This window comes from Paenibacillus sp. J31P316 (assembly GCF_056269105.1).
Genome location: NZ_JBWDNI010000008.1, coordinates 115,307 through 140,018, shown reverse-complemented (window position 1 = coordinate 140,018; position 24,712 = coordinate 115,307). Strand labels below are relative to the sequence as shown.

General features: G+C 57.2%; 22 protein-coding genes and 4 riboswitches. Of the genes, 18 read left to right on the top strand and 4 right to left on the bottom strand.

Annotated features, from left to right (window positions below):
• The first annotated feature begins 148 nt into the window (after nt 1-148).
• The 6 genes from AC0YNU_RS21970 to AC0YNU_RS21945 all read left to right on the top strand — a co-directional run bounded on the left by AC0YNU_RS21970 (nt 149) and on the right by AC0YNU_RS21945 (nt 6,348).
• Nucleotides 149-1,111 carry an ABC transporter permease gene (locus tag AC0YNU_RS21970; RefSeq protein WP_475760617.1) on the top strand — a complete coding sequence of 321 codons (963 nt, stop codon included), beginning with the start codon at nt 149-151 and terminating at the stop codon, nt 1,109-1,111.
• A gap of 23 nt (nt 1,112-1,134) precedes the next feature.
• A complete protein-coding gene (locus AC0YNU_RS21965) occupies nt 1,135-2,025 on the top strand; it encodes a carbohydrate ABC transporter permease (protein ID WP_475760615.1) in 891 nt (296 codons plus the stop codon).
• Between the two features lie 85 nt (nt 2,026-2,110).
• Nucleotides 2,111-3,814, top strand: a complete 1,704-nt coding sequence (locus AC0YNU_RS21960) for a type 2 periplasmic-binding domain-containing protein (RefSeq protein WP_475760613.1) — start codon at nt 2,111-2,113, stop codon at nt 3,812-3,814.
• Nucleotides 3,815-3,994: 180 nt separating this feature from the next.
• Nucleotides 3,995-4,933 (top strand): hypothetical protein, encoded by a 939-nt coding sequence (locus tag AC0YNU_RS21955; protein WP_475760611.1) that lies wholly within the window; start codon nt 3,995-3,997, stop codon nt 4,931-4,933.
• A 51-nt stretch (nt 4,934-4,984) separates the two neighbouring features.
• Nucleotides 4,985-5,410, top strand: coding sequence for an NUDIX hydrolase (locus AC0YNU_RS21950; RefSeq protein WP_475760609.1), 426 nt, complete (start codon nt 4,985-4,987; stop codon nt 5,408-5,410).
• Between the two features lie 395 nt (nt 5,411-5,805).
• The gene (locus AC0YNU_RS21945; RefSeq protein ID WP_475760607.1) at nt 5,806-6,348 is read left to right on the top strand and encodes a GNAT family N-acetyltransferase; all 543 of its coding nucleotides are present in this window, start codon (nt 5,806-5,808) and stop codon (nt 6,346-6,348) included.
• Between the two features lie 45 nt (nt 6,349-6,393).
• Here AC0YNU_RS21945 and AC0YNU_RS21940 read toward each other — a convergent pair whose 3' ends face one another.
• A complete protein-coding gene (locus AC0YNU_RS21940; RefSeq protein ID WP_475760605.1) occupies nt 6,394-7,296 on the bottom strand; it encodes a helix-turn-helix domain-containing protein in 903 nt (300 codons plus the stop codon).
• A gap of 159 nt (nt 7,297-7,455) precedes the next feature.
• On the opposite strand from AC0YNU_RS21940, the gene AC0YNU_RS21935 reads away from it, so the two are divergent.
• The 5 genes from AC0YNU_RS21935 (at nt 7,456) to AC0YNU_RS21915 (ending at nt 13,511) form a co-directional block, all read left to right on the top strand.
• On the top strand, nt 7,456-8,592 hold the full coding sequence (locus AC0YNU_RS21935; protein WP_475760603.1) for a Gfo/Idh/MocA family protein: 1,137 nt from the start codon (nt 7,456-7,458) through the stop codon (nt 8,590-8,592).
• A 176-nt stretch (nt 8,593-8,768) separates the two neighbouring features.
• Nucleotides 8,769-10,235: a spore germination protein gene (locus AC0YNU_RS21930; RefSeq protein WP_475760601.1), complete on the top strand. Its 1,467-nt coding sequence runs from the start codon at nt 8,769-8,771 to the stop codon at nt 10,233-10,235.
• Nucleotides 10,232-11,317: a GerAB/ArcD/ProY family transporter gene (locus AC0YNU_RS21925; protein WP_475760599.1), complete on the top strand. Its 1,086-nt coding sequence runs from the start codon at nt 10,232-10,234 to the stop codon at nt 11,315-11,317. Before AC0YNU_RS21930 ends, AC0YNU_RS21925 begins: the two co-directional genes overlap by 4 nt.
• Nucleotides 11,314-12,423, top strand: a complete 1,110-nt coding sequence (locus AC0YNU_RS21920) for a Ger(x)C family spore germination protein (RefSeq protein ID WP_475760597.1) — start codon at nt 11,314-11,316, stop codon at nt 12,421-12,423. Before AC0YNU_RS21925 ends, AC0YNU_RS21920 begins: the two co-directional genes overlap by 4 nt.
• A gap of 131 nt (nt 12,424-12,554) precedes the next feature.
• Entirely contained in the window at nt 12,555-13,511 is a 957-nt protein-coding gene (locus AC0YNU_RS21915) for a phytanoyl-CoA dioxygenase family protein (protein ID WP_475760595.1), read from the top strand.
• Nucleotides 13,512-13,693: 182 nt separating this feature from the next.
• Here the strand turns inward: AC0YNU_RS21915 and gcvPB are convergent, their stop codons facing one another.
• The 3 genes from gcvPB to gcvT all read right to left on the bottom strand — a co-directional run bounded on the left by gcvPB (nt 13,694) and on the right by gcvT (nt 17,804).
• Nucleotides 13,694-15,151 carry an aminomethyl-transferring glycine dehydrogenase subunit GcvPB gene (gene gcvPB, locus AC0YNU_RS21910; RefSeq protein WP_475760722.1) on the bottom strand — a complete coding sequence of 486 codons (1,458 nt, stop codon included), beginning with the start codon at nt 15,149-15,151 and terminating at the stop codon, nt 13,694-13,696.
• A gap of 182 nt (nt 15,152-15,333) precedes the next feature.
• Nucleotides 15,334-16,689 carry an aminomethyl-transferring glycine dehydrogenase subunit GcvPA gene (gene gcvPA, locus AC0YNU_RS21905; RefSeq protein WP_475760593.1) on the bottom strand — a complete coding sequence of 452 codons (1,356 nt, stop codon included), beginning with the start codon at nt 16,687-16,689 and terminating at the stop codon, nt 15,334-15,336.
• Between the two features lie 5 nt (nt 16,690-16,694).
• Nucleotides 16,695-17,804: a glycine cleavage system aminomethyltransferase GcvT gene (gcvT, locus tag AC0YNU_RS21900; RefSeq protein WP_475760591.1), complete on the bottom strand. Its 1,110-nt coding sequence runs from the start codon at nt 17,802-17,804 to the stop codon at nt 16,695-16,697.
• 104 nt (nt 17,805-17,908) lie between these two features.
• A riboswitch (glycine riboswitch) is annotated at nt 17,909-18,004 on the bottom strand.
• A gap of 3 nt (nt 18,005-18,007) precedes the next feature.
• Nucleotides 18,008-18,112: riboswitch (glycine riboswitch) on the bottom strand.
• Between the two features lie 149 nt (nt 18,113-18,261).
• Nucleotides 18,262-18,378, top strand: a riboswitch (glycine riboswitch).
• A 3-nt stretch (nt 18,379-18,381) separates the two neighbouring features.
• A riboswitch (glycine riboswitch) is annotated at nt 18,382-18,464 on the top strand.
• Nucleotides 18,465-18,580: 116 nt separating this feature from the next.
• On the opposite strand from gcvT, the gene gcvH reads away from it, so the two are divergent.
• The 7 genes from gcvH to AC0YNU_RS21865 all read left to right on the top strand — a co-directional run bounded on the left by gcvH (nt 18,581) and on the right by AC0YNU_RS21865 (nt 24,644).
• Complete coding sequence (gcvH, locus tag AC0YNU_RS21895) at nt 18,581-18,973, top strand: glycine cleavage system protein GcvH (protein WP_475760589.1); 393 nt, start codon at nt 18,581-18,583, stop codon at nt 18,971-18,973.
• A complete protein-coding gene (gene lipA, locus AC0YNU_RS21890; protein WP_475760587.1) occupies nt 18,915-19,925 on the top strand; it encodes a lipoyl synthase in 1,011 nt (336 codons plus the stop codon). The genes gcvH and lipA overlap by 59 nt, the downstream gene beginning before the upstream one ends.
• 12 nt (nt 19,926-19,937) lie before the next feature.
• Complete coding sequence (sdaAB, locus tag AC0YNU_RS21885) at nt 19,938-20,603, top strand: L-serine ammonia-lyase, iron-sulfur-dependent subunit beta (protein ID WP_475760585.1); 666 nt, start codon at nt 19,938-19,940, stop codon at nt 20,601-20,603.
• A gap of 122 nt (nt 20,604-20,725) precedes the next feature.
• Nucleotides 20,726-21,631 (top strand): L-serine ammonia-lyase, iron-sulfur-dependent, subunit alpha, encoded by a 906-nt coding sequence (gene sdaAA, locus AC0YNU_RS21880; RefSeq protein ID WP_475760583.1) that lies wholly within the window; start codon nt 20,726-20,728, stop codon nt 21,629-21,631.
• Between the two features lie 39 nt (nt 21,632-21,670).
• The gene (gene lpdA, locus AC0YNU_RS21875; protein ID WP_475760581.1) at nt 21,671-23,101 is read left to right on the top strand and encodes a dihydrolipoyl dehydrogenase; all 1,431 of its coding nucleotides are present in this window, start codon (nt 21,671-21,673) and stop codon (nt 23,099-23,101) included.
• Nucleotides 23,102-23,106: 5 nt separating this feature from the next.
• Nucleotides 23,107-23,970, top strand: coding sequence for a lipoate--protein ligase family protein (locus AC0YNU_RS21870; RefSeq protein ID WP_475760579.1), 864 nt, complete (start codon nt 23,107-23,109; stop codon nt 23,968-23,970).
• Between the two features lie 14 nt (nt 23,971-23,984).
• Nucleotides 23,985-24,644, top strand: a complete 660-nt coding sequence (locus tag AC0YNU_RS21865; RefSeq protein WP_475760577.1) for a hypothetical protein — start codon at nt 23,985-23,987, stop codon at nt 24,642-24,644.
• Nucleotides 24,645-24,712: the final 68 nt, after the last annotated feature.

Here is a 24,712-nt window from a genome sequence, read left to right as displayed (position 1 = left end):
CTAAAATGGTGCTATTTTTATAAGCGCTTTCAGAACGTATAGTTGGATTATGCCTCCGACAACGACACGAAGGCGCCGAACAAAGAGACACGGTATCCGCGGCCGGGATCGCAAGCCGGACGGATATAAGGATGGGGGAGAACTAGAAGTGGAAAGAACCTTGGAAGCGGGACGCCGGGCTCCCGCTTCGGGAACGGCGGCAGCCGGCCGGCGATCGAGATGGAAGAGCCAATTCGCGCTTCAAAGCATGGTATGGCCCGGGCTGCTGTTCCTGATCTTATTTTCGTATTTTCCGATGTATGGTATTCTGATTGCCTTCAAGCAGTACGACTTGTTCTTGGGCATCGTGGATTCGCCGTGGGCGGGCCTGAGCCACTTTCGGGAATTCGTCTCCGACCCGAACTTTCTGAACGTCCTGCGCAATACGCTGGCAATGAATCTTCTGGCGCTGGTGCTCGGCTTTCCCGCTCCGATTCTGTTCGCGCTGCTCTTGAACGAGCTGACGGCGGGACGATTCAAGCGATTCGTGCAAACGGTTTCGTATTTGCCGCATTTCGTATCCTGGGTCATATTCGGCGGATTGATTCTGACCGTGCTATCGCCTTCGAACGGGATCCTTAATCTGCTTGCCGTCAAGCTGCATCTCTCGGACGATCCGATCAACTTCATGGGGAAGCCGGAACTGTTTTGGTTCATCATGGTCGGGGCGGAGATGCTGAAAGGCATCGGCTGGGGGGCGATCATCTATATCGCGGCGATTGCGGGCGTCGATCCGGAGCTTCACGAGGCAGCCAAAATCGACGGAGCCGGCAGATTCCAGCGGATGCGGTACGTGACGGTGCCGAGCATCATGGGGACGATCGTCATCATGCTCATCTTTGCGGTCAGTTCGATACTCAATACCGGCTTCGAGCAGATCATGGTCATGCAGAACCCGCTCAATCTCGACGTCAGCGAGACGATCGATACGTACGTGTACAAAGTCGGCCTGCAGCAGATGCGCTATTCCTACTCGACGGCGGTCGGATTGGCCAAATCGCTCGTTGCGCTCGTCCTGCTCTTCGGGGCGAATTACGTATCGCGCAGGCTGACCGACAACAGTTTGTTTTAAGTTGCGAAGAAGGAGGATTCACGATGAACATCCGATCCAGGGGAGACAAGTGGTTCGACGCTTTCAACGTCATCGTCTTGTCGGCCGTCGTGCTGCTGACGATCGCCCCGTTCTGGTTCGCGCTGGTCGGCTCGCTGAACCAGGGACTCGACTATATGCGGGGAGGAATCTACTTCTGGCCCCGCCGTTTCACGCTTTCGAATTACGTGACGGTTTTCGCTGACCATACGATTTACCATGCCTATTTCGTTACGATAGCACGAACGCTTGCAGGCACCGCGCTGCACGTGGCGTTTACCGCCCTCGTCGCTTACGGCATGTCGCGCAAGGCGCTGACTGGCCGCAACGCGTATCTGATCGTCATGCTGTTCACGATGTTCTTTTACGGCGGCCTTGTCCCGACCTATTTGCTGTATAAGGATCTTGGGCTGCTGAACCATTTCCTTGTTTATATCATTCCTTCGATGTTCAGCGTCTGGGATATGATTATCCTCATGTCGTTCTTCCGATCGATACCCGAACCGATTATCGAGTCCGCCAAGATGGACGGCGCCGGAGAGTATCGTATTTTGCTCCAGCTTATTTTACCGCTCACGAAGCCGGTATTGGCTGCCATCGCGCTGTTTAACGGCGTCTACCATTGGAATGCGTATACGGACGCAATGCTGTTCACGACCAAGGAAGCGCTGGAGCCGGTTCAATTGTTCCTGATGCGCATCGTCACGGATTCATCGGAAGCGATGAAGTTCGGGGAGCAAGCCGCAAGCGCGATGCCGGAAGAAGCGAAGCAGATCAGCCCGGAGACGCTCAAGCTCGCCATGATGATGGCGACGACGGCGCCGATCCTGGTTATCTATCCGTTTCTGCAGAAGTATTTCGTCAAAGGCGTGCTGATCGGCTCCGTCAAAGGTTGATTTTCGCGCCAAGCCGGCACGTACGGGCTGACGGGGCGCGAATGACAACATATAGCATCTATAAGTTCAAGGGGAGGCAAGAGACATGCAACGCAGCAAAAGATGGATCGGAACGGCTTTGGCGGCCGTTCTGCTCGGAGGCGTACTCGCCGGATGTTCTTCCAGTAACGGTAACGAGAACGCTGCCGGAAACGGTAACGTCAATGGTAACGCGAACGGTAACGGTGCCAAGGCCTCGGAATCGGCCGATACGACCGGAACGGAGAATACTTCAACTTCCACGTCGTCGAGCGAGAAGCCGGAGGACAAGTCTCCGATCAAGATTTCGTGGTTCGTCGACCAGGACTATTACAAGAAGAATTGGGATCCGGTCAACGATTTGCTCGACAAGATGATTACCGACGATACCGGCATTTCGATCGACTTCACCTCGGGCAGCTCCGACAAGCTTAGCGCGATCATCGCGGCCGGCGATATTCCGGACGTCATCACGCTCGATAAAGGATCCCCGCAGCGGGGCGTGCTCGAGAAGTCGGGCCTCGTCTCGCCGATCGACGAATTGATTCAGCAATACGACCCGGGCTTCCAAGTTCCGCAGTCGATGCAGGATTGGTTCCGCAATCCGGACGGCCATTATTACGGCTATGCCAGCTTCTTCTGGGCGAAGGAATCGTTCAAGCCGGGCGATCGCATTCGAAGCAATCAGGGATTATACGCAAGGAAAGATATCATGGATCAGCTCGGCATCAAGGCGGAGGACTTCAACACGAAGGAAGGCTTGGTATCCGCGTTGCGCAAGGTCAAGGACTCGGGGACCAAATACAACGGCTTCAGCGTCATCCCAGCGTATTTCGAAAGCTGGATTATCGGCAATTTCTTCGGCGCTCCGCGGGAAGACGCGGAAGGCAAGCTGATCGACCGCGAACGTACGCCGGAGATGCTGGAAGCTTACAAGTTTCTGAATCGGCTGTACCGGGAAGGCTTGATGCCGGAAGACAGCCAGACGCTCGACAAGAATCAGATTCAGGAGAAGGTCGCGAACGGCGCCGTCTTCGCGATTACGAATAAGACGATCGACTGGAGCGCGCTCTATCAAACGGATCCCAAAGCCGTCTTCGTTCAAGTGGGACCGGTAACGGGCGATGCGGGCAACAAGCCGTACGTCGATCCCGTCAATTCGTCGGGCTGGACGTTGTCGATGATCAACAGCAAGACGAAATACCCGGATCGCATCATCAAGCTGTTCGATTACTTGTCCACGGACGAGATGAGCTTGAACGTCAACTACGGGCCGAAAGGCGCGGCATGGGACTACGACGAGAACGGCAAGGTGAAGCTGACCGACGAGTTCAATAAGCTGAACGCCGAGGACGCGAACCAAGCCAAGCTCAAATACGGCAACGGAACGCTTCAATGGCTGATCAATTGGCTGCCGATTCAGCGCACCATGCCGGCAAGCAGCACGGAGGACGCGAGGATCAAGGAAGAGGCGACCGTCTACTTCGCGGATTACACCTACGATATGCTGCCGTTCGAATCGGTTACTCCGCTGGGCGGTACGGAGGAAGGCGGCATCAACGCGAAGATCGAGGAGAACCGGACGAAGCAGCGCGCCAAAATGATTCTTGCCAAATCGGAAGCCGACGTCGAGAAGCTCTTCAACGAAGGGATCGAGCGGGAAGAGAAGCTTGGCTATCAGAAGCTCTACGACTACCAGAACAATCAATTCCAAGCGGCGAAGAAGGCGTTAGGCATCGATTTCGCTTGGCCGACGAATCAGAAGAAATAAGCTTGCAATGCGGCCGCGTTAAGCGCGGCCTTTTTATATTTTACGCAACATTTCCGTTCCATTTTCGTCAAATAATGGGATTCGATAAGGAGCGCTTATGACGCCAACTTGGGATCCCCACCGTCATTCAACGCAATCAGTCGCAGGACTTCATTTATCAATCAATAGGGGAGTACGCAGGTGATAAAAACAGCATTCCTTTGTGCGGTATTAATCATTTTTACGGGTTGTGCCAGCAAAGAAATTCCACCTGTTTCTTCATCACCGAATTATGTGGCGTCAGATCAGGCAGAACCAGGTCAATATGCAACATTTCAGGATTTTGACTTACCGTCCTGGTTTCAACCGCTGAGGGAGCTTCGTCATGCTGATGCCGATGCAACTTATATCCTTCGCGAGTTTGTAATAACCCAACCTCTAATAGATGCAGATGAGTGGATCAGAAATGAATCGATTCGTTTAGGCGGGAAGGTCCTTGAAAGATTTACCTACGATATTACATCAAATGCCAATTTGGATTTAATCATTGAACTACCTTCCGAATCAGGCACTAGAATGATCAGTACTTATTCACAAAAGTATTTGGAAAAACAGCACCTCGTTATAGAAGAAACGCAATTCGAAAAAACCACCTCCATCGACCAGCAATATGAAGACCATGCATTAATTATCTTCACGCCGCTCGAAGACGGTTCTACGAAGGAAACTTTCAGAGGCAGTTACGAGCATGAACATACAGATAGTTATTTCATCTATTACTATTCGCAAGCATTTTTCAAAGAATTTTTTCGTCTAAACCCATCTAATCTTATGGAACAAAGCGAAGTACAGTATTTTGTGGGGTATGCAGATAAAGAAGGAAAAGAAATTTATTATGAAAATATTACAGAGGAAAATAAAGATCAGTTAACGTTCGGGATTCATCTTAAGAAGGACTTTCTGCCAAAAGATGAAGTGCAAAGGGACAGGATATTAAGAAATTGGGCAAAAACCGTGCTTATAGGAGATAAAGCATATTCGAGAACGATTAGTGGCGAGGAGCAAATTAATTTTGTCATATCGGGGAAAGTACTCAAATCATTTACAGCACGTGAATTGCTAAGCAATGTGCAGTCATAGGGAGATAGTGGTAATCTAGTTCTGTTCATTTCAATAGAGGAGGACGATGAAATGGTTCCCAAACATATCGTTTCTGCGGCTGCAATCGTAGTGAATGAGCGTAACGAGCTCTTATTGATCAGAGGACCCAAGCGAGGATGGGAAATGCCGGGAGGGCAAGTGGAAGAAGGGGAATCATTGAAAGATGCAGCGATCAGGGAAACCAAGGAAGAGAGCGGTATCGATATCGAAGTGACGAAGTTTTGCGGCGTTTTTCAAAATGTAGGCAGCAGTATTTGCAACACGTTATTTCTGGGCAGGCCAGTCGGAGGAGAATTAACGACGACCGCGGAGTCTTTGGAAGTCGGGTTTTTTCCAATCGAAACCGCGTTAGAGATGGTCACTTGGGGGAATTTCAGGCAAAGAATCGAGCTATGCTTGAATGAAGCGCTTCATCCCCTTTACGTTGAGTTTTCCATCCCGCTTAAAGATTGCTAGCGTGCTAGGCGAAGACAAGAGAGGGTGCAGGGCAATGTCGAGCGGAGCGAGAAGATTTATGAAGTTATTTGCCAAAAATCTAAAAGAAGTCAAGGGACCGGGGCAATATAGCACGAATGGAATTTCCATTATTTGCGTGCACTGTCAGTATGATAAATTCAAACCAGGTTACGCACAGTTAAATACATCGTTAATGAGTTTCCTTAACCTTGATTTTGCGAATCGTTCAGCGACTATATTGAGTTGCGACCGTTGCGGATATGTGCATTGGTTTAATCATGAAATCAAGAGAGTCTCGTTCTGATCATGTTCTAATGTTCTAAATCATTCTGAATCATCGTTCTGAATCATGTAAAATCGATAGATAACGAATCCCTAGACGAGGAAGGTGCAATATGTCGGAGCAGCGCGTATATATCCGGTTCCCCGTTCATGCGGACGCCACGGAATTAGCGGAGATGTACATGAGGAACAAGGAATTTTTTGAGATGTTTTCCCCAAGTAGACCGGAAGGCTTCGATACGGAAGCGCATCAGTTGAATGCCATCCGGAAGAGCGAGGCGGACAGGGAGTCGGATCTCAGTTATTCCTTCGTGATATGCCTTCGGGAAGAAGACCGGATTATCGGCGACGTGGGACTGTCCTTCGTGGCACGCGGGGCGCTTCAGAGCTGCATGATCGGTTACAGCCTCGACCAGGCTTATAACGGCAGGGGTTATATGACGGAGGCCGTGAAACAAGTGGTCCGTTATGCCTTCGAAGAGTTGAAGTTTCATCGGATCGTGGGGGAAGTATCTCCGCGGAATCCCGGCTCGATTCGCGTACTCGAGAATGCCGGCTTCCATAGAGAGGGCATCTCGCGCAGCAACGTGAAAATTAATGGGACGTGGGAAGATCATCAGGTATTAGCCCTTATTAATCCATCCGAGGACGACTAGGATCTGGTTCACGCAAGCCTCCGGTAGCACTCAATAACCCTCGTTCTATAAAATCGTACACATCTTCCGGTACTCCCGCGGCGACACGCCCTGCCATCGCTTGAAGACATGACTGAAGTGATGCAGACTGGCGAACCCGATCGAGCTGCCGATGGCCTCGACTTTCATGTCCGTTTCCCTCAAGCAGCGTTTGGCTTCCAGATGACGCAGATGCTGCACGTACTGATGGGGAGTCACGCCGAATTGTTCTTTGAACAAGCGGACAAAATGGTCCTCGCTGACGTTCAAACGTTCGGCCAGCGCCGCGTTCGGCCAAGAGAGATGCAGGCTGCGGCCAAGCTCGTCGGCCAATTCCCGAAGCTCGGTCAGGTAGGCAGCCGAAGCGGGTCGCCGCGGAATCGCCTGCTGTCTTAGGATGGCCGCGAGTACGAGCAGCATGGCCCCGCGGGTTACGAGATCGTACCCCGTTCGAGCGGTCGTGAATTCCTCGCAGATCAATTCCATGCCTTTCACGATATCAGCGGAAAGCGATGAATATTTACGAGCGAACAGCCGCTCTCCCTCGGGTCCCGCCGGCGATTGACAGAACAGCTCGGGATGGACGCGATTCTCGTCGACAACCATATGGACGTCGGGCGTCGGCTCGAAATCGTCGAAGAAGTCGAAATGAATGCCCAGCATGTGGGCGCCCGCGGCAGTCGGAATTTCAATGCGATGTCTCTCCGCGGCGCTTAAGAACATAAGGTCGCCGGGATAATAGCGAAGCGTCTCCGGCTCATCCATGAAATGAACGGCCATCTCGCCCGATAGGACAACCATGATTTCGAAGTCGTACAGACGCCGCTCGGATCCTTGATAATTCGAGGCTTGTTGAAATTGCGCCCAATGGATACTCGGCATCCACGCGTTGTTGGCTGACGGTGCAGCGGCAGGAGAGGTCATGTCCATCGATTTCCGATCCCTTTCTCTATTGAAGTCGCGAATAGACAACTTTATATCGACGAGGAGCAAATACTTCTTATCTTTCCTATAGTATCATTTGAACTAGTAGCTCGACAATGAACAACTATGAGGATCAATATGATGCTGGCGGAGGTCTCGGAATAGATGACGAAACGTATTGGAATCATCGGTTATGGACTACGAGTAGGCGGTTTATTCTCGACGATGGAGGAGACGAGCTCGGATTGGCGGCTTGCCGCGATTGCGGATCTGCGGAAGGATGAACTCGTCGCTTCCATGGGAGATTCCGCGAGCGGAATGCAGTGGTTCGAAGACGCGGATGAGATGCTCGACAATGCGGACCTGGACGGAATCGTAATCGGCACCCGCTGCAATTTGCACACCGAAATGGCGCTTAAAGTGTTAAAGCGTAATTTGCCATTATTCCTGGAGAAGCCCGTCGCTACGACGTACGCCGATCTGCTTCGCTTGAAAGCCGGCTACGAGGCATCGACTTCGCAGGTCGTCGTCTCGTTCCCGCTGCGCAACACCCCGCTTGTGAAGCTGGCGAAGGAAATCATCGACTCCGGTAAAATCGGAACGGTGGAGCATGTCCAAGCGGTGAACAACGTGCCTTACGGCGGTGTTTATTACCATAGCTGGTACCGGGACGAGAGCATCACCGGAGGCTTGTTCCTGCAGAAGGCGACGCATGATTTCGACTACATCAACTATTTGGTCGGCATGCAGCCGGCCGCCGTATGCGCCATGAAATCGAAGCAGATCTTCAAGGGCGATAAGCCCGCGGGGCTCATGTGCCGGGATTGCGAGGTGAACAGGACCTGCGAAGAAAGCACGCTGAAGCCCGAGAATAAACCGAGGGGAGACTATTGCTCCTTTGCTGTAGATACCGGCAACGAGGATTCTGGCAGCGCGCTCATCAGATACGAGACAGGCATGCATGCGAGCTACTCGCAAAATTTCTTCGCGCGAAGAGGCGCGCAAAAGCGCGGCGCGCGGCTGCTCGGTTACAAGGGGACGCTCGAATTCGATTGGTATACGGGCGAATTGCGGATCGACATGCATCATGAGGCCCGGGTGGAGACCCACCGATTCGACCTTAATGCAATGGAAGGGCATGGCGGGGGAGACGGCAAGCTGCTGCAAAATTATTATGAGATCGTAAGCGGCACGGGACGTTCTGCCACGTCGCTTGACAATGGATTGCTGAGCGCGCTGCTATGCTTGAAGGCCAACGAGTCCGCGGACACGAATACGTTTCAGCAAGTGGCCTGGACCTAGCAACATAGGCACCTGAATAATGAAATCATTCCCATTCTCCTAAAGAGAGCTATGCCGCGCAGGCATGGCTCTTTTTGCCGTTATCGTTGGCGGAGCCGTTATGCGAATGCTGGAAATAATTACAGCCGCAGTTGTAAAGACTAATGGAAATGATTGACTACGGCAGGTGATATGGCATGAACGGCGTCAAGAAGGAACAGATAATCGGTACGCTCGGACAGAAGGTCGCCCAGATCGCGGCGCATCTCTCGCATACGGAGGATCTCAAGATACAGAAGCTGACCTTCAGGAATCACGCGTGCGGGATTCTGTATTTGGAGGCCCTCATTAACCCGGATGCCATCCAAACCGGTATCCTGCAGCCGCTGAAAGAATCGACTTCGGGAGATGTCGCGCAGAACCTGAACGGGGTCGCGATCAAGCGATCGCCCGAGCTTGTTCGCATCGGCCAATATTTGCTCGAGGGCTGCTGCGCGATCGTGACGGAGGAGGATGCGGCGGCGATCATGATTCAAGTCCCGCAATCGCAAGACCGTTCGATCGAAGAGCCCAGAGCCGAGCAGGTCATCAAGGGAGCGCATGACGGATTCATCGAGAGCTTGAGCACGAACCTCAACTTGCTCCGCAGACGAATGAAGAATCCGAAGCTGAAAGTGAACTTTATGACGCTCGGGACCGTGACGAATACGAAAGTAGCGATGATCTACATGGATCAACTGGCGGATCCGGCAATCGTAGCCGAATGCGCGAAACGGCTCTCGGCGCTCGAGCTCGATTATTTGTATTCCGCCGGCAACCTCGACGAGATGCTCGAGGAGCATCCGATGTCGCCGTTTCCGCAAACGCTGCAGACGGAAAGGCCGGACAGGGTCGTTTCTTATTTAACGGAAGGCAAAATCGCCCTTATCGTGGACGGATGTCCGACTGCCCTGATTCTTCCGATTACGTTCTTTACCTTCTATCAATCGCCGGACGATTATAACAGCCGTTGGCTGATCGGATCGTTCTTCCGATTCATTCGCCTGATCAGCTTCATCCTGGCGATCTGCCTGCCCGCAATCTACATCGCCATCGTGACGTACCATTCCGAAGTGCTCCCGATCGGCATTCTGTATTCCGTCAAGGTGTCGCTCAACTACGTGCCGCTGACTCCGATCCTGGAAGCGATCTTGATGCAGATCATTCTCGAGCTGCTGAAGGAGGCCGCGATTCGGCTGCCCAATCCGATCTCCCAGACGATCGGCATCGTCGGGGGCTTAGTCATCGGCACGGCCGTGGTGGAAGCGCAATTGGTCTCGCATACGATGATCGTTGTCATCGGCTTGACGGCGATCGCGTCGTTCGTCACGCCGATCAACGAATTCGGAACGAGCCTAAGAATTTTGGGTTTTCCGATGATGCTTGCCGCCGCGTTGTTCGGTTTCTTCGGAATCGCCATCGTGCTGATGCTGATCTTTATTCACCTGTGCAAGATCGAAACGCTGGGCGTGCCTTATTTCGCGCCGTTCGGTCCTTATCAGGGCAAGGAAGGCTTCAAGGATATTTTTCTCCGCATTCCGCTCTGGGCGTTCAATAAGGAGGCGCGGAGAACGCAGGGCAGTCCGCTGAAGCAAACCGTATTCGGGAGGTGGAAACGATCTTGAAGACGACGATAACCAAATCCCAATTGTTTTTTCTGATTATCAAGACGCAGATTGGAATCGGCTTATTATCGCTGCCCTCCGAAATTCACCATTTGGGCAAGCGTGACTCGTGGATCTCGGTTCTCGTCGCGGGCGTCGTCATCCAAGCGTTGCTTCTCGTCTATTGGCGGCTGTTGAAGAAGTTTCCCAATCAAACGATGAAGCAAATTACGGTACGCATGCTCGGGTCTTTCGCGGGGACGTCGGTCAACTTTCTCTACTGCGTCTTCTTTATTCTCATTGCGGCTTACGCAAGCATGTTATATGTCAAGCTCATCAAAGTATGGATGCTTCCTTTGACGCCGGGCTGGATTCTTCTACTGCTCATTACCGGGACATGTCTCTATTTGGCGGTCGATCACTTGCACGTTATCGCCCGGTTTTTCATGGTGGCGTCCGTGCTGTTCGGCGTGCTGCTGTTCATCAGCGTGCTCAATTTCATGAACCCCACGCATTTCTCCAACATCCTGCCGATTGGCCAAGCGGGCGTCGTGCCGATTCTGGAGGGGAGCGAGCGCACGTTCCTGTCCATGCTCGGCTTCGAGGTGACGCTGTATTTTTACGCTCAGGTAGAGGGCAATCGTACGGGCATGCTTCGCGTGATGTCGATGGCCAACGGATTCGTGACCTTGTTCTATTGTTACTTCGTCTTCATTTGTTTGATCGGATTCAGTCCCGTCGTGCTGGAGCAAGTCAATGAGCCGGTTTTGTTTATTCTGAAGGGGCTGAGTTTTCGGTTGTTCGACCGTATTGACCTTATCTTCATGACGATATGGATTATCCCCATGACCGCGACGATCGTGTCCTATTTGTGCATCGCCGGAAGAAGCTTGACCGGAAGCCGGCGGTCGTATCGCAAGCTGGTGATGGCCTGCGGAGCGTTGGTTTTCGCGGCGGCTTGGTATTTATCGACGCTCGAGCAAGTCAAAGCGTTCAGCATATGGCTGGAATACGGCTACCTGATACTGATTGCGGCCGTGCCGGTCTTGCTGTGGCTGGCATCTTTGTTTATCTCCAACAAGGAGGAGGCGGGAGCGGCATGAGCAGACGATTCGCGCTCGCGGCGGTTTGGACCGGCATGCTGTCGCTCGTCTTGACGGGCTGCTGGGATACGCAATTATTGACGAACAAGAAGCTCGTTAACGGAATCAGCTTGGATGCGGCGAGCGATGGTCGAATATCCTTGGCAGTAAGGGCGATCGTGCTGGAGAATAAAGGCGGCGGACAATTCGACGTGAAGGACGAACTCACGCAGGCAGCAGGGGATTCATCCGCCGCGATCGGATTGAAGATCGACAGCAGGCTTCCAGGTACGACGGAAGCGAGCAAGACGCATGTCATCATTATTGGAGAAGAGCTTGCGATGAAAGGGATTTTGGCGCCGTTGGAGCCGATTTACCGCAATCCCAAAGGGTATCTGAAATCGAGCATCATTATCGGCAAGGGGAAGGCCTTCGACATATTGGCCTTCCCTCAAATCGATAATAATCCCATCGCCTTCGGCATTAAGCAGATCGTCGTTGGCGCCGACCGTTCCACCTCTGTTCCGAAGCAGACGTTGTATTCGTTATGGAATCAAATGACGGACCCGGGCGAGGACCCGATTCTTCCGATGATTCGGATCGTTAACGCGACCTCGTTAAGCGTCGATTCCGTTGCTTTGTTCGACGGGGACAAATACTCGGGCAAGTCGCTCTCCGGAGAGGACGGCAAGGTCCTGCTCCTCATGAGCGGCAAGCTAGGCAGGTTGTCCATATTGGCCGTTCCGTTCCAAGGGCAGAGGATTACTTTCGAAGTGCGACGGCTAAAGCAATCCTTGAAGGTAGCCGTGAATCCGCGTACGAACGAGATCGAATGTACTATCAAGGCGGACCTGTACGGCGCGCTGAACAGTTTTCCGGGCTATCTGAACGCAGCGGTAGACCGCGAACAACTGAACAAGGCAATCGCCGCATGGCTGAATGCGCGGGCGGCGTCGGTCGCCAGCCAATTGCTTCAGGCGAACTGCGACGCGCTCGCGATCGGCAGGAAGCTTAGAGTACAGCATGCCGGGCTGTGGAAAGCTATCGACTGGAAGAGCGAGTACAAGAACGTGAAACTCAAGCCGGATTTTCGCGTTCATGTTACAAGTACGGGCGTTATCCGATAATTCGGGTTCGGCTCGGCCCGGAAGAGGTCACAAAAGCGTTAATTGCATCCTAATTGGTTATAGTGCACGCGGAAATTCCGTTCTATAGTGGAGAAGAGCGAGAATTCGCAACCGCGATAGGATGTGAGAAGATGAATACGAAAGTGCTGACCAAATCGCAAGTCGAGCAATTCATCGAGCTGGGGTATGTCCATCTGGAGGAGGCTTTCCCGCGCAAGTCGGCGCTGGCGGCGCAGGACTTTCTGTGGACGCAGATCGAGAAGCAGGGGATTCGGAAGGACGACCCTTCTTCCTGGAATCAGCCGATGGTGCACATCAAGGAGCAGTTCGACGGCGACGAATTTCAAGTCTGCAACACGCTCCGGCTGGCCGATGCGATCGAGGATCTGGTCGGCGAAGGACGTTGGAAGGAACGTTCCGTGCACGGACAAGCCGGCGATAATACGCAATGGGGCTGGTGGCCGATCAACTTCGCGGCCGGATCGGATATTCCTTGGGATGTACCGAAGCAAGGATGGCACTGGGACGGAATGATGCGTCCGCATTACATGGATAGTCCCGAGCAGGGTTTATTGCTGCTATGCGTATTCTCGGATATCGGCAAGCAGAGCGGGAGCACCTTGGTTGCCGAAGGCTCTCACCGCATCGTCGCGAACGTGCTCGCCCAACACAACGACGGGCCGATGCTGCATGACGCCATCCCGATCGCCAACCGCTCCCATCCTTGGTTGAGGGAGCTTACGAATACGAGAGACGGCGATGCTGCAGCGATCGATATTTATGCGAACGACGCGGCTGCGGCGGCCGAGCCGGGGACGAGCAATCGGATCGAAACCTTCATGGAGCGAACGCATGTGGACGCGAACGGTTTCAGGCTCCGCGTGGTCGAGACGCCGTCGGCGGCCGGCGACGTGCTGCTCTGTCATCCGCTGCTCTATCACTGCGCGTCGCAGAATCATTCCGGCGTGCCTCGCTTCATGTGCAACCGCGCCACGCCCTTGGTGAGACGGATGAATTTGAACCGGGTGAACGCCGATGATTATTCGCCGCTCGAGACCAGCATCCGCCGTTCCATCCATCGGCCTTGATCGTATTTCGGTTCGGAAATGAAGCGGCCGCGGTGAAAGTCTAACTTGAAGTCATGCAATAATCCCGATCTGCGCGCGTGGGCTGTTTGCCGGGCTCGGACGCCCGGGAACTGGAAGAGCCTGCATCCCCGAAGGGGAGCAGGCTCTATTTCTGTTCGGTTCCGGGATGGAGTCGCCAGCGGTTAGCTGCAAGCGCAGTTCAGAACCGGCTTGCGCGCCGCCGTCGTTTCGTCCAGTCGACGCACGACGGTGTCGTATGGCGCGTTAAGGACGATCTCGGGATTCGTGCGCGCTTCTTCGGCGATGCGGATCATCGTATCGATGAAGCCGTCGAGCGTCTCCTTGCTCTCCGTCTCGGTCGGTTCGATCATGATGCATTCCTCGACGTTCAGAGGGAAGTAGATAGTCGGCGGGTGGTAGCCGAAGTCGAGCAGCCGCTTGGCGACGTCGAGCGTGCGAACGCCATAAGCCTTGAGGCCGCGGCCCGACATGACGAACTCGTGCTTGCAAACGCCGGGGTATGGAAGCTCGAAATGCGGCGCGAGCCGGTGCATCATGTAGTTGGCGTTCAATACCGCGCATTCCGAGACGTGGCGCAACCCTTCCGGCCCGTACGTCCTGATGTACGTGTACGCCCGCACGAGGATGCCGAAGTTGCCGTAGAACGCCTTGACGCGTCCGATCGAGTCGGGGCGGTCGTAGTCGAAGTAGTACGTGCCGTCCGCGCGGCGGGTGGCAAGCGGCTTAGGCAGGAACGGAATGAGCTTGCTCTTCACGCCGACCGGTCCGGAACCTGGACCGCCGCCGCCGTGAGGCGTGCTCATCGTCTTGTGCAAATTCAGGTGCACGACGTCGAAACCCATGTCGCCGGGGCGGGTGATGCCCATGATCGCGTTCGAGTTGGCTCCGTCGTAATAGAGGAGGCCGCCCGCCTCGTGGACGATGGCCGCGATTTCGACGATCTGTTCCTCGAACAGGCCGAGGGTGCTCGGATTCGTGAGCATGAGCGCCGCGGTGTCGCTGCCGACCGCCGCGCGGAGCGCGTCCAGATCGACCATGCCGCGCGCGTTCGATTTGATCGTTATGGTCTCGAAGCCTGCGACGGTGGCGCTGGCGGGATTCGTGCCATGCGAGGAGTCCGGGACGATGACTTTGGTGCGCGCATCGCCGCGGCTCTCGTGGTACGCGCGGATCATCATCAAGCCGGTCCATTCGCCGTGTGCGCCGGCAGCCGGCTGAAGCGTGACTTGATCCATTCCGGTCAGCGCGGCCAGGTCGTTCTGCAGCACGTACATCAGCTCGAGCGCGCCTTGAATGCTCTCTTCCGGCTGGTACGGATGGATCTTGGCGAAACCGGCAAAACGGGCAGTGTCTTCGTTGATCTTCGGATTGTACTTCATCGTGCACGAGCCGAGCGGGTAGAAGCCGTTGTCGACGCCGAAGTTGCGGCGGCTCAGCTCGGTGTAATGGCGGATCACGTCGACTTCGTACACCTCGGGAAGCTGTGCAGGCGTCTGCCGCAGCATTGCGGCCGGGATATAAGCCGAAGGATCGGACTCGGGCACGTCGCAAGCCGGAAGCGAGTAGGCAACCCGGCCCGGCTTGCTCAATTCGAAGATGAGCGATTTGGCCGGCTTCACGGACAGGTTCGCGAGCGGGTTTACGGTTTCTTGCGCGATGCCGTTTGAAATTTCGTTCACAGTTCCGTTAACAGTCGCATTCACGATCCCATTCTCGTTCCCATTCGTAGTCTCATTCGCTGTCCCGTTCAAAGTTCCGTTCGAATTCCCGTTCCCTGCCGGGCCGTTCATTGGATTCGTAATCATGCCAATTCCCCCAGTCTCGTAACAAAGGTATCGATCTCGGCGCGCGTGCGCTTCTCGGTCACGGCAATCAGCATATGGCCATGAAGCTCGGGATAGGCGAGACCCAGATCGTACCCGCCGAGGAAGCCGGCTTCGAGCAGCTTCAGGTTCGTCTCTCTCACGGAAGCGCCGTCCGGCAGCTTCACGACGAATTCATTGAAGAACGGCGCGGAGAAAGGGAGCTCGAAGCCCTGCTTCGCCAGTTCGCCTGCAGCGTAATGCGCCTTCTGGAGGTTCAGGTTGGCGGCCTCGCGGAGCCCTTCCTTGCCCATCGTCGAGAGGTAGATCGAAGCGCACAAGGCGAGCAGCGCTTGGTTCGAGCAGATATTGGACGTCGCCTTCTCGCGGCGGATATGTTGTTCGCGGGCTTGGAGCGTGAGCACGAAACCCCGCTTCCCGTCGATGTCGGTCGTCTGGCCGACGATCCTTCCGGGCATCCGGCGCATGAGCGGCTCGGCGACGGCGAAGAAGCCGCAGGTCGGTCCGCCGAGCGATTGCGAGATGCCGAAGGGCTGCGCATCGCCGACGACGATATCGGCGCCGAGCTTGCCCGGCGTCTCGAGCAGGCCGAGCGCCATCGGGTTGCTGCTGACGACGAGCAGCCCTTTGACGCCGTGGGCGATCGGTTCGATGGCGGCGAGATCCTCGACTGCGCCGAAGAAATTCGGCGACTGCACGAGCACGGCAGCGGTCTTGGCGTCGACGGCGGCGCGCAGCGCGTCCAAGTCCGTCACGCCGTTCGCGCAGCCGACCTCGATAATCTCCAGATTCAATCCGCGGGCCATCGTACGGATCATCTCGCGAGCTTCCGGATGGACGGAACGCGAGACGACGAGTTGCTTGCGCTTCGTCGCGCCTGCGGCGAGAGCCCCGGCTTCTGCCAAGGCGGTCACGCCGTCGTACATGCTCGCGTTAGCGACGGCCATGCCGGTCAATTCGCAAATATACGACTGGAACTCGAAGATGGCTTGGAGCTCCCCTTGGCTGATCTCCGGCTGGTAAGGCGTATAAGCGGTATAAAATTCGGAGCGCGATATCATATGGTTAATGACGACGGGCAAGTGGTGATCGTAAATGCCGGCACCCAGAAAGCTTTTGTAGCGGTCCGTGTCGGCATTGCGTCCGGCCAGCTCCTTCATATGCTCGAGCAGCGAGAATTCGTCGAGCGCCGAGGACATCGGCATGGTGCCTCGGTAACGGATGGCTTCCGGAATATCGCGGAACAGCTCCTCCGTCGACGCGACGCCGATCGTTGCCAGCATGTCGGTCCGGTCTTGTTCGGTCATGGGAATGTAACGGTGCAAATTGGCCATGGGGATCACTCCTTCGGAAGTCTCTTGTAGAATGGCGTCTGGACGACTTCGGCTCTCAGCCGTTTGCCGCGAATCTCGACCGTCAGTTCGGTACCGAGGGAAGCATAGTTCGCGTCGATCAGGGCGAGCCCGAGGTTGCGCTTCAGCGTCGGAGATTGCGTGCCCGTCGTGACTTCGCCGATCAGCGCGTCGTTCGCGTAGACGGGATAGTGCGTGCGAGGGATACCGCGGTCGATCATCTCGATGCCGACGAGCCTGCGTGGAAGACCGGCTTCCTTCTGCCTTAGCAGCGCGTCGCGGCCGATGAAGGCTTCTTTGCCGAGCTTCACGAAGAAGCCGACGCCGGCTTCCAATGGCGTGATGGCGTTCGACAGCTCTTGGCCGTACAACGGCAACCGGGCTTCGAAGCGCAGCGTGTCGCGGGCGCCGAGCCCGGCGGGAACGAGTCCGAGCGGTTCGCCGGCTGCGAGCAGGGCATTCCAGACATTGCCGGCATGATCGGCGTGCACGTAGATCTCGAACCCGTCTTCGCCCGTGTAGCCGGTACGCGATACCAAGGCTTGCACGCCGGCGATCGGCGTTCTCGGTGCGAAGCGGAAGGCGGGCAGTTCGAGCACGGCGGTATCCGCGCCAGCTGCGGCCATGACGGCTGCCGCTTGCGGTCCCTGCAAGGCGAGCAGCGCGAGCGTGTCGGATACATTCTCGAGCACGACGTCCCCGATAAGATGGCTTCGCATCCAGTCGAAGTCTTTGTCGATGTTCGACGCGTTCACGACGAGCATGAACTGGTCCGCCGTGATCCGATAGATTAATAGGTCGTCAACCACGCCGCCGTCCGGGTAGCACATCAGCGTGTATTGCGCCTGGCCGTCCGCGAGCTTGGCGACGTCATTGGTCGTCAGGAGCTGCAGGAAAAGCTCCGCGAATTGCCCCGTCACCATGAATTCTCCCATGTGAGAGACGTCGAACAGTCCGGCGTGCCGCCGCACGGCATCGTGTTCCTTCTGAATGCCGGAGAATTGGACGGGCAGCTCCCAGCCGCCGAAGTCGATGCAGCGGGCATCCGGATAGTCGGCGTAGAGCGGGTACAGCGGGGTTCTCTTCAATTCGGTCATCCTCGTCTCTCCTCCTCGGAATTCGCTATCGCAGGTCGACGCAAAGAAGGACAGCGGCAAAAAGGCACGCGTCCTCAGCTTAAGCTGCCTGCGTTTCCTCTTTGCTCTGTCCTTTGTACCTGAGAGTTGCCTTATGCCCGAATTCGGAAGGACATAAGTTTCCCCGTGGGTGACCCCGTCATGCGGGATGCTCTCCAGAGGCGCGTCCGATAAAGGTCCTTTTGCCTGAGAGATTCGCCTCGTGTGAGGTTTACTCCTTCGGCGCCGCCTCCGACTAGCCCGTGGGCGATCTCTCCCGTTACCATCATCCGCATATTCGGTTGTCTACCCTCTATTCTTACACAACTACGACATGTACTGTCAATGAAAACTTCGTTTTCTAAATATTTTGTAAGGTATATTGACATGAACCTTCCTTGTGAATTACGCTAAACGCATCAAACGAATGAATATGCGGATGACGATGGCAGGGAGAGACCGACGGGGCGCAGCGCTCCGAGCGGCACCGAAGGAGCAAGTCGACGGCCGGCCGGCCGAAGATCAATCTCTCAGGTAAACGTACCGCCATCCGACGCGACTCTGGAGAGAGCGAACAGCCACCAAAGGGGTAAGAGCGGTCCTGCGAAGGAACGTTTAAACTCTCAGGTACCCGGGACAGAGAACACGGCGCACAGCCGGTTCTCTGTCCTTTTTGCGCATTCGAGCGGCGAAGTTTGGCCAATGGGGATTCATTTAGGCAATAGGCATTCATACATGACAGGGAGAGGACGTTGAACATGAGCGAAGTAAAAGCGGGACTGGGGTATTCGGAGGAGCATGAATGGGCGGAGGCAAAGGGGGCCGTCGTGCGTATCGGCATTACGGACTTCGCGCAGTGCCAGCTTGGCGACATCGTATTCGTGGAATTCCCCGAAGTGGGGGCGTCTCTGGAAGCGGATCAGCCGATGGGCACGATCGAGTCCGTTAAGACCGTATCCGATCTGTTCAGCCCGGTAAGCGGCAAGGTCGTGAGCGTGAACGAGGAACTGCTCGACTCGCCGCAGAAAGTGAACGAGGATCCGTACGGGGAAGGCTGGATCATCGAGGTCGAAGTGGACGGCGATTCGGCGGATGTCGTCGCGGCGCTATGGAGCGGCGAGCGGTACGAGGCATTCATTTCATCCAAATAAGGAGGTGCGGAAGATGCGGCAGCCCAGGGAACGCAAGCCGGAATGGTTGAAGATATCGCTGAATACCGGAGACGGCTTTCAAGAGATCAAGTCCATGATGCGCGGCCGCCACCTGCACACGGTGTGCGAGGAGGCGAAATGTCCGAACATCTTCGAGTGCTGGAGCCAGCGGACGGCGACGTTCATGATTTTGGGCAAAATCTGCACGCGCGCCTGCCGCTTCTGCGCCGTGACTTCGGGTCAGCCGACGGAGCTGGATCTGGAGGAGCCGGGGCACGTTGCGCAATCCGTCAAGGAGATGGGGCTCAAGCACGTCGTTATTACGTCGGTTGCCCGCGACGATCTGAACGATCACGGCGCAACGATGTTCGCGGCGACGATTTTGGCGGTGCGCCAGAGTAATCCCGCGACGAGCGTCGAGGTGCTGATCCCGGATTTCGGCGGCGACGCCAAGCGGCTCGGCATCGTATTGGAGGCGAAGCCCGACGTGCTGAACCATAATCTCGAGACGGTAAGCCGTCTGTCGGATAAAGTGCGCGCGAAGGCCAAATACCGCCGATCGCTGGCCGTGCTGCGCATGGCGAAGGAACTGCGCCCGAACCAGACCACGAAATCCGGCATCATGGCCGGGCTGGGCGAAACGATGGAAGAGCTGGTCGAAGCCATGAAGGATTTGCGGGAAGCCGGCTGCGACATCCTGACGATCGGGCAGTATTTGCAGCCGACGGCCAAGCATATGGCGGTCGGCCGGTATTATCATCCGTCGGAATTCGACGCGCTGAAGCGGGAGGGACTCGCGCTCGGATTCGCGCACGTCGAGTCGGGGCCGCTCGTCCGCAGCTCTTATCACGCTCGCGAGCAAGCCGAGCGAGCGAAGACGGCCGCCGGAGCCGAAGCCGCGGAACGCTCGGAACGAATCGTCCCGTTCGCGGCCGGCGAAGCATTGGCTTAGGGGGCGGCGAGAATGAGATTCAAGCATGTCTTCTCGATCATCGGCCCGGTCATGGTCGGCCCCTCGAGCTCGCATACCGCCGGCGCCGCGCGAATCGGGCGGGCCGCGCGGCAGCTGCTCGGCTGCGTGCCGGAGGAGGCCGAGGTGACGCTGTACGGTTCGTTCGCGGAGACGTACGCCGGGCACGGTACCGATCTTGCGCTTATCGGCGGGCTGCTCGACTTCGGGACCGACGACGAAAGAATGCCGGATGCATTCGCGGAGGCGGAACGGGCGGGGCTGCACGTCGCGATTCGCGCATCCGGAGATCCGAGCCCCCATCCCAACTTCGCGCGGGTTACGGCAAAGGCCCGAGGGCGCGTGGCGGACGTCCGCGGAGCTTCGATCGGCGGCGGGAATATCGAGATTCATTCGCTGAACGGCTTCGACGCGGGGTGCTCGGGGTATTATCCGACGCTCGTCATCACGCACGAGGACCGGCTCGGCGTCCTCGCTTTCATTACGCGGGCGGCGAGCGAAGCGGGCCTTAACATCGGGTACATGAACGTATCCCGCAAGGAGCGGAGCGGGGCGGCCATGACGGTCGTCGAAGGCGATCGCCGGCCGGATGACGCGCTGCTCCTGGCACTGCGGCAGCTGCCGTTCGTTCAAGAAGTGGCCGTTATCGACGTGACTTGATCCTGAATGGGGAAGACGACAGGGATACGAGTGCTTGGCATGACGAATTAGAGCGTTTTCATAATGGACACGAGTGTTTTAACCTAAGATGCGGCTTTCACGATGGATAAGGGGATGAAGCGATGCGATTCCGTACACTTAACGATATTGCGGTGATTTGCAACCGGGAGTCGCTGACGATCTCGCGACTGATGATCGCCGAGCAAGCGAAGGAGACCGGGGAGACGGAGGCGCATATCGTACGCCAGATGACCGGCTACTACCAAGTCATGAAGGAAGCGGTCCGCAAAGGACTGGAAGCAGGCACGGTATCTCGAAGCGGGCTGACGGGCGGAGACGGCCGCAAGGTGAACGAATACGTCGCGGCCGGCGAACCGTCCGTCGGCGACTGGGCCGGCAAGGCGATGGCCTACGCGTTGTCGGTCTCCGAGGTCAACGCCTCGATGGGGAGGATCGTGGCGACGCCGACAGCCGGCTCATGCGGCATCTTGCCCGGCGTGCTCGTCAGCTCCCAGGAACGATTTGGCTGGGACGACGCCAAGGTCGTGGACGGCCTGTTCGCCGCCGGCGCGATCGGCTACGTAATCGCGAACAATTCGTTCATCTCCGGAGCCGAAGGCGGCTGCCAGGCGGAGGTCGGCTCCGCGATCGGCATGGCCGCTGGCGCGCTAGTCGAGCTGCGCGGCGGTAGTCCGGAGCAGGCGGTCCATGCCGTAGGGCTTGCGCTGAAGAATACGCTCGGCTTGATCTGCGATCCGGTCGCGGGGCTGGTCGAGATCCCCTGCATCGTTCGCAACGGGCTCGGTGCCGTGAACGCGCTGGCGGCGGCCGACATGGCGCTGGCCGGCGTGCGGAGCGTCATCCCGTCGGACGAGGTGATCGGGGTCATGCTCGAGGTCGGCTTGAAGATGCCGAGCGAGCATCGCGAGACGGCGCTCGGAGGCCTGGCGCAGACGCCGACGGGACGCAAATTGACGGAGCAGCTCAAGGCGGAGAAGGCAGCCTCTATATCAACGACACAGAGATAGACTTCGACATCCAAACCATAGAATCGGGAGAGTGGCTCTATGAACAACTACGACATCGTTATTCTTGGAGGAGGTCCCGGCGGGTATGTCGCGGCGATCCGCGCCGCACAGCTGGGCAAACGCACCGCGCTGGTAGAGAAGGATAAGCTTGGCGGCACTTGCCTGCATAAGGGCTGCATCCCTAGCAAAACGCTGCTTCGGAGCGCGGAACTCTACGAGACGATGAAACGCAGCGCGGGCTTCGGCATCCGCGCGCAGGGCGTCGAGCTCGATTACGGCGGAGTGCTTTCCCGCAAGGACGGCATCGTCGAGCAGCTCGAAGCCGGCGTGCGCTTCCTGATGAAGAAGAACCGGATCGATGTCTATGAGGGCAAGGGGACGATCGCTGAGACGACTGATGCCACGAACGAGCGAAACGGAGTCATTGAAGTCTCGGCGAGCAGCATGGCCGAAGGCGAAGCGCCGACGCGGATCGGTTACCGCGATCTGATCGTGGCAACGGGATCGCGGCCGCGCCGCCTGGCGGGCTTGCCGGCGCACGAGCGGATCATGAGCAGCGACGAAGCGCTTGCCATGTCGGCCGTTCCGGCTTCGGTCCTGATCGTCGGAGGCGGCGTCATCGGCGTCGAATGGGCTTCGATGCTGAGCGACTTCGGCGCGCAGGTGACGATCGTGGAGGCGGCCGACCGGATCGTGCCGACGGAGGACGCCGACGTGTCCCGCGAGTTGGCGCGGCTCTTCGCGAAGCGCAGGATCAAGACGCTGACGGGCGCGAAACTGCTCGCGGTGAGCGTCTCCGCGGATGAAACCGGCATCGCCGTTCAGGTGGAGCGGGGCGGCAGGACGGAGATGCTCACGGCGGAGCGAATGCTCGTCTCCGTGGGCAGGGCGGCCAATGTCGAAGGCTTCGGCCTGGAACGGACGGCGGCACGGGTCGAGCGCGGGGTCATCGCCGTGGACCGCTCGATGCGGACGACCGATCCGCATGTCTACGCGATCGGAGACGTCGTCGGCGGTCTGCAGCTTGCTCACGTCGCCAGTCACGAAGGCGTGACGGCCGTGGAGGGCATCTGCGGCATCGAAGCGCATGCGCCCGATCCCGCGTCCGTGCCCAAATGCGTCTACAGCCGTCCGGAGCTGGCTTGCGTCGGGCTGACCGAACAGGCCGCGATTGACGGGGGCCATGCGGTCAAGGTCGGCAAATTCTCTTTCAAGGCGATCGGCAAAGCGCTCGTCTACGGCGAGTCCGACGGATTCGTCAAAGTCGTGGCGGACGAGAATACCGGCGACATCCTCGGCGTCCACATGATCGGCCCGCACGTCACGGACCTTATCGGCGAGGCTGCGCTTGCGCAGCTGCTCAAAGCAACGTCGATGCAGGTCGGAAAGATGATTCATCCGCATCCGACGCTCTCCGAGATTATCGGAGAAGCCATGCTGGGGGCCGACAAGCTGGCCCTGGGGATGTGAGCGCGATGTGGAGGTTCGTGCATACGGGGAACCGAACGCCGGCGGAGAACATGGCCATCGACGAAGCGATCGTCATTGCGCACGAACGGGGGATGGTGCCGCCGACCGTGCGTTTCTACGGCTGGCGGCCGGCGACGTTGTCCATCGGCTGTTTTCAGCAGGCGGCCAAGGAAGTCGATTTTGACGCGCTGCGCGAGCGCGGCATCGGCTTCGTTCGGCGGGCGACCGGCGGACGGGCGGTGCTTCACGATCAAGAGCTCACGTACAGCCTGATTGTCTCCGAGCAGTATCCGGGCATGCCGTCCAGCGTGACGGAAGCTTACCGCGTGCTTAGCATGGGATTGCTCTACGGCTTTCGCATGCTTGGCTTAGCCGCGGAAATGTCGGGCATGGAAGTCTTGGCGTCCGCTGTCCGCGAGGAAGAGCCGGAGGATAAGGCGTCGCGAGGGAAGCCGTTGTCGGCGGCATGCTTCGATTCCCCGTCCAAGTACGAGCTCGTCGTCGAAGGAAGGAAAATCGCCGGGAGCGCCCAGCTGCGCACGAAGGGGGTCATTCTGCAGCACGGCTCCGTTCTGCTGGAGCTGGATTCGAATTTGTTATTCGATGTGCTGCGCTTCGCGGATCCGACCGAGAAAGAGCGGATGCAGCGTCTATTCGAACGCAAGGCGGTCGCGATTAATTCCTGCCTGCGCCGGAAGGGGATGCCCTTGTTGACGACCCCGGACGTGGAGCGGGCATTTCGCGCCGGCTTCTCCGAAGGGCTGGAGACGGAGCTCGTCTCCGGGACGCTGACGCCGTTCGAGACGGAGCTTGCAACCGTGCTCGCAGCGGAAAAATACGGCGTCGACAGCTGGAATCTTCGAAGATAACGGAGGATGATCGCATGAAGCCAAGACAACGGTCTGTATCCCTGCCCCGCCTGCTCGGGTCGAAGCCGCGCCGGCTTCTCATGGTGCTCTTCGTCTCCTGGTTCTTCGGCATCGCGATGTTCGCTGCCGCCGCGCATGCGCTTCTGGAAGGCTTCGAACTCTCTCCGGCGGCGGCCGTCATGAAGCTGCTTCCCGGCTTGCTGCTCTGCATCGGGGCGTTTATTCCGGGCAATTCGCTTGCGCGATCGGCGTGGTCCTCCATTGGAACGGGCTTGATGCTCAGCCTGTTTGCCTCGGTTTGTCTGGTCGCTTGGGAAGGCGGAGATTCTTCCGTCATTACGCTGGCCGCCGCCTGCGCGGGCCTCGGGTTTGCCGCCGTCCAGCTAGGCGTCGCCTCCGAGGCGGCAGAACCGTCCGAGAAAGAGCCGCCTGCCGGCGTTGCCCCGAACATGCTGCGCGCGAGGCTCTCGGGCGCCGGCATCGGCATCGTCTTCTCGGCGCTGCTGCAACTGGCGCAAAGGGACGGCTTCCGCCTCTATTGGATGCGTTCGGAATTCGCATGCCTGTTCGTTCTGCTTGCCGTCTGTATTCTCCTTTTCTACGCATTCGGAAGCAGCGGAGCCAAAGGCGATTCCCCGTACGCAAGGTTTCTATCGTTCCGAGGGAGGAAATGAAACGGCCGCGGTGAAGTGTTACTTAACGTTGCCTTGGCCGAATTGCGGAACTGGACGGTCAATGGACG

What these genes read in the sequence shown, in the direction of transcription:
- AC0YNU_RS21965 (WP_475760615.1), top strand. Translation starts at nt 1,135, where the DNA reads ATGAACATCCGATCCAGGGGAGACAAGTGGTTCGACGCTTTCAACGTC.
- AC0YNU_RS21960 (WP_475760613.1), top strand. Translation starts at nt 2,111, where the DNA reads ATGCAACGCAGCAAAAGATGGATCGGAACGGCTTTGGCGGCCGTTCTG.
- AC0YNU_RS21950 (WP_475760609.1), top strand. Translation starts at nt 4,985, where the DNA reads ATGGTTCCCAAACATATCGTTTCTGCGGCTGCAATCGTAGTGAATGAG.
- AC0YNU_RS21945 (WP_475760607.1), top strand. Translation starts at nt 5,806, where the DNA reads ATGTCGGAGCAGCGCGTATATATCCGGTTCCCCGTTCATGCGGACGCC.
- AC0YNU_RS21940 (WP_475760605.1), bottom strand. Translation starts at nt 7,296, where the DNA reads ATGGACATGACCTCTCCTGCCGCTGCACCGTCAGCCAACAACGCGTGG.
- AC0YNU_RS21935 (WP_475760603.1), top strand. Translation starts at nt 7,456, where the DNA reads ATGACGAAACGTATTGGAATCATCGGTTATGGACTACGAGTAGGCGGT.
- AC0YNU_RS21930 (WP_475760601.1), top strand. Translation starts at nt 8,769, where the DNA reads ATGAACGGCGTCAAGAAGGAACAGATAATCGGTACGCTCGGACAGAAG.
- AC0YNU_RS21920 (WP_475760597.1), top strand. Translation starts at nt 11,314, where the DNA reads ATGAGCAGACGATTCGCGCTCGCGGCGGTTTGGACCGGCATGCTGTCG.
- AC0YNU_RS21915 (WP_475760595.1), top strand. Translation starts at nt 12,555, where the DNA reads ATGAATACGAAAGTGCTGACCAAATCGCAAGTCGAGCAATTCATCGAG.
- gcvPA (WP_475760593.1), bottom strand. Translation starts at nt 16,689, where the DNA reads ATGGCCAATTTGCACCGTTACATTCCCATGACCGAACAAGACCGGACC.
- gcvT (WP_475760591.1), bottom strand. Translation starts at nt 17,804, where the DNA reads ATGACCGAATTGAAGAGAACCCCGCTGTACCCGCTCTACGCCGACTAT.
- gcvH (WP_475760589.1), top strand. Translation starts at nt 18,581, where the DNA reads ATGAGCGAAGTAAAAGCGGGACTGGGGTATTCGGAGGAGCATGAATGG.
- lipA (WP_475760587.1), top strand. Translation starts at nt 18,915, where the DNA reads ATGTCGTCGCGGCGCTATGGAGCGGCGAGCGGTACGAGGCATTCATTT.
- sdaAB (WP_475760585.1), top strand. Translation starts at nt 19,938, where the DNA reads ATGAGATTCAAGCATGTCTTCTCGATCATCGGCCCGGTCATGGTCGGC.
- sdaAA (WP_475760583.1), top strand. Translation starts at nt 20,726, where the DNA reads ATGCGATTCCGTACACTTAACGATATTGCGGTGATTTGCAACCGGGAG.
- lpdA (WP_475760581.1), top strand. Translation starts at nt 21,671, where the DNA reads ATGAACAACTACGACATCGTTATTCTTGGAGGAGGTCCCGGCGGGTAT.
- AC0YNU_RS21870 (WP_475760579.1), top strand. Translation starts at nt 23,107, where the DNA reads ATGTGGAGGTTCGTGCATACGGGGAACCGAACGCCGGCGGAGAACATG.
- AC0YNU_RS21865 (WP_475760577.1), top strand. Translation starts at nt 23,985, where the DNA reads ATGAAGCCAAGACAACGGTCTGTATCCCTGCCCCGCCTGCTCGGGTCG.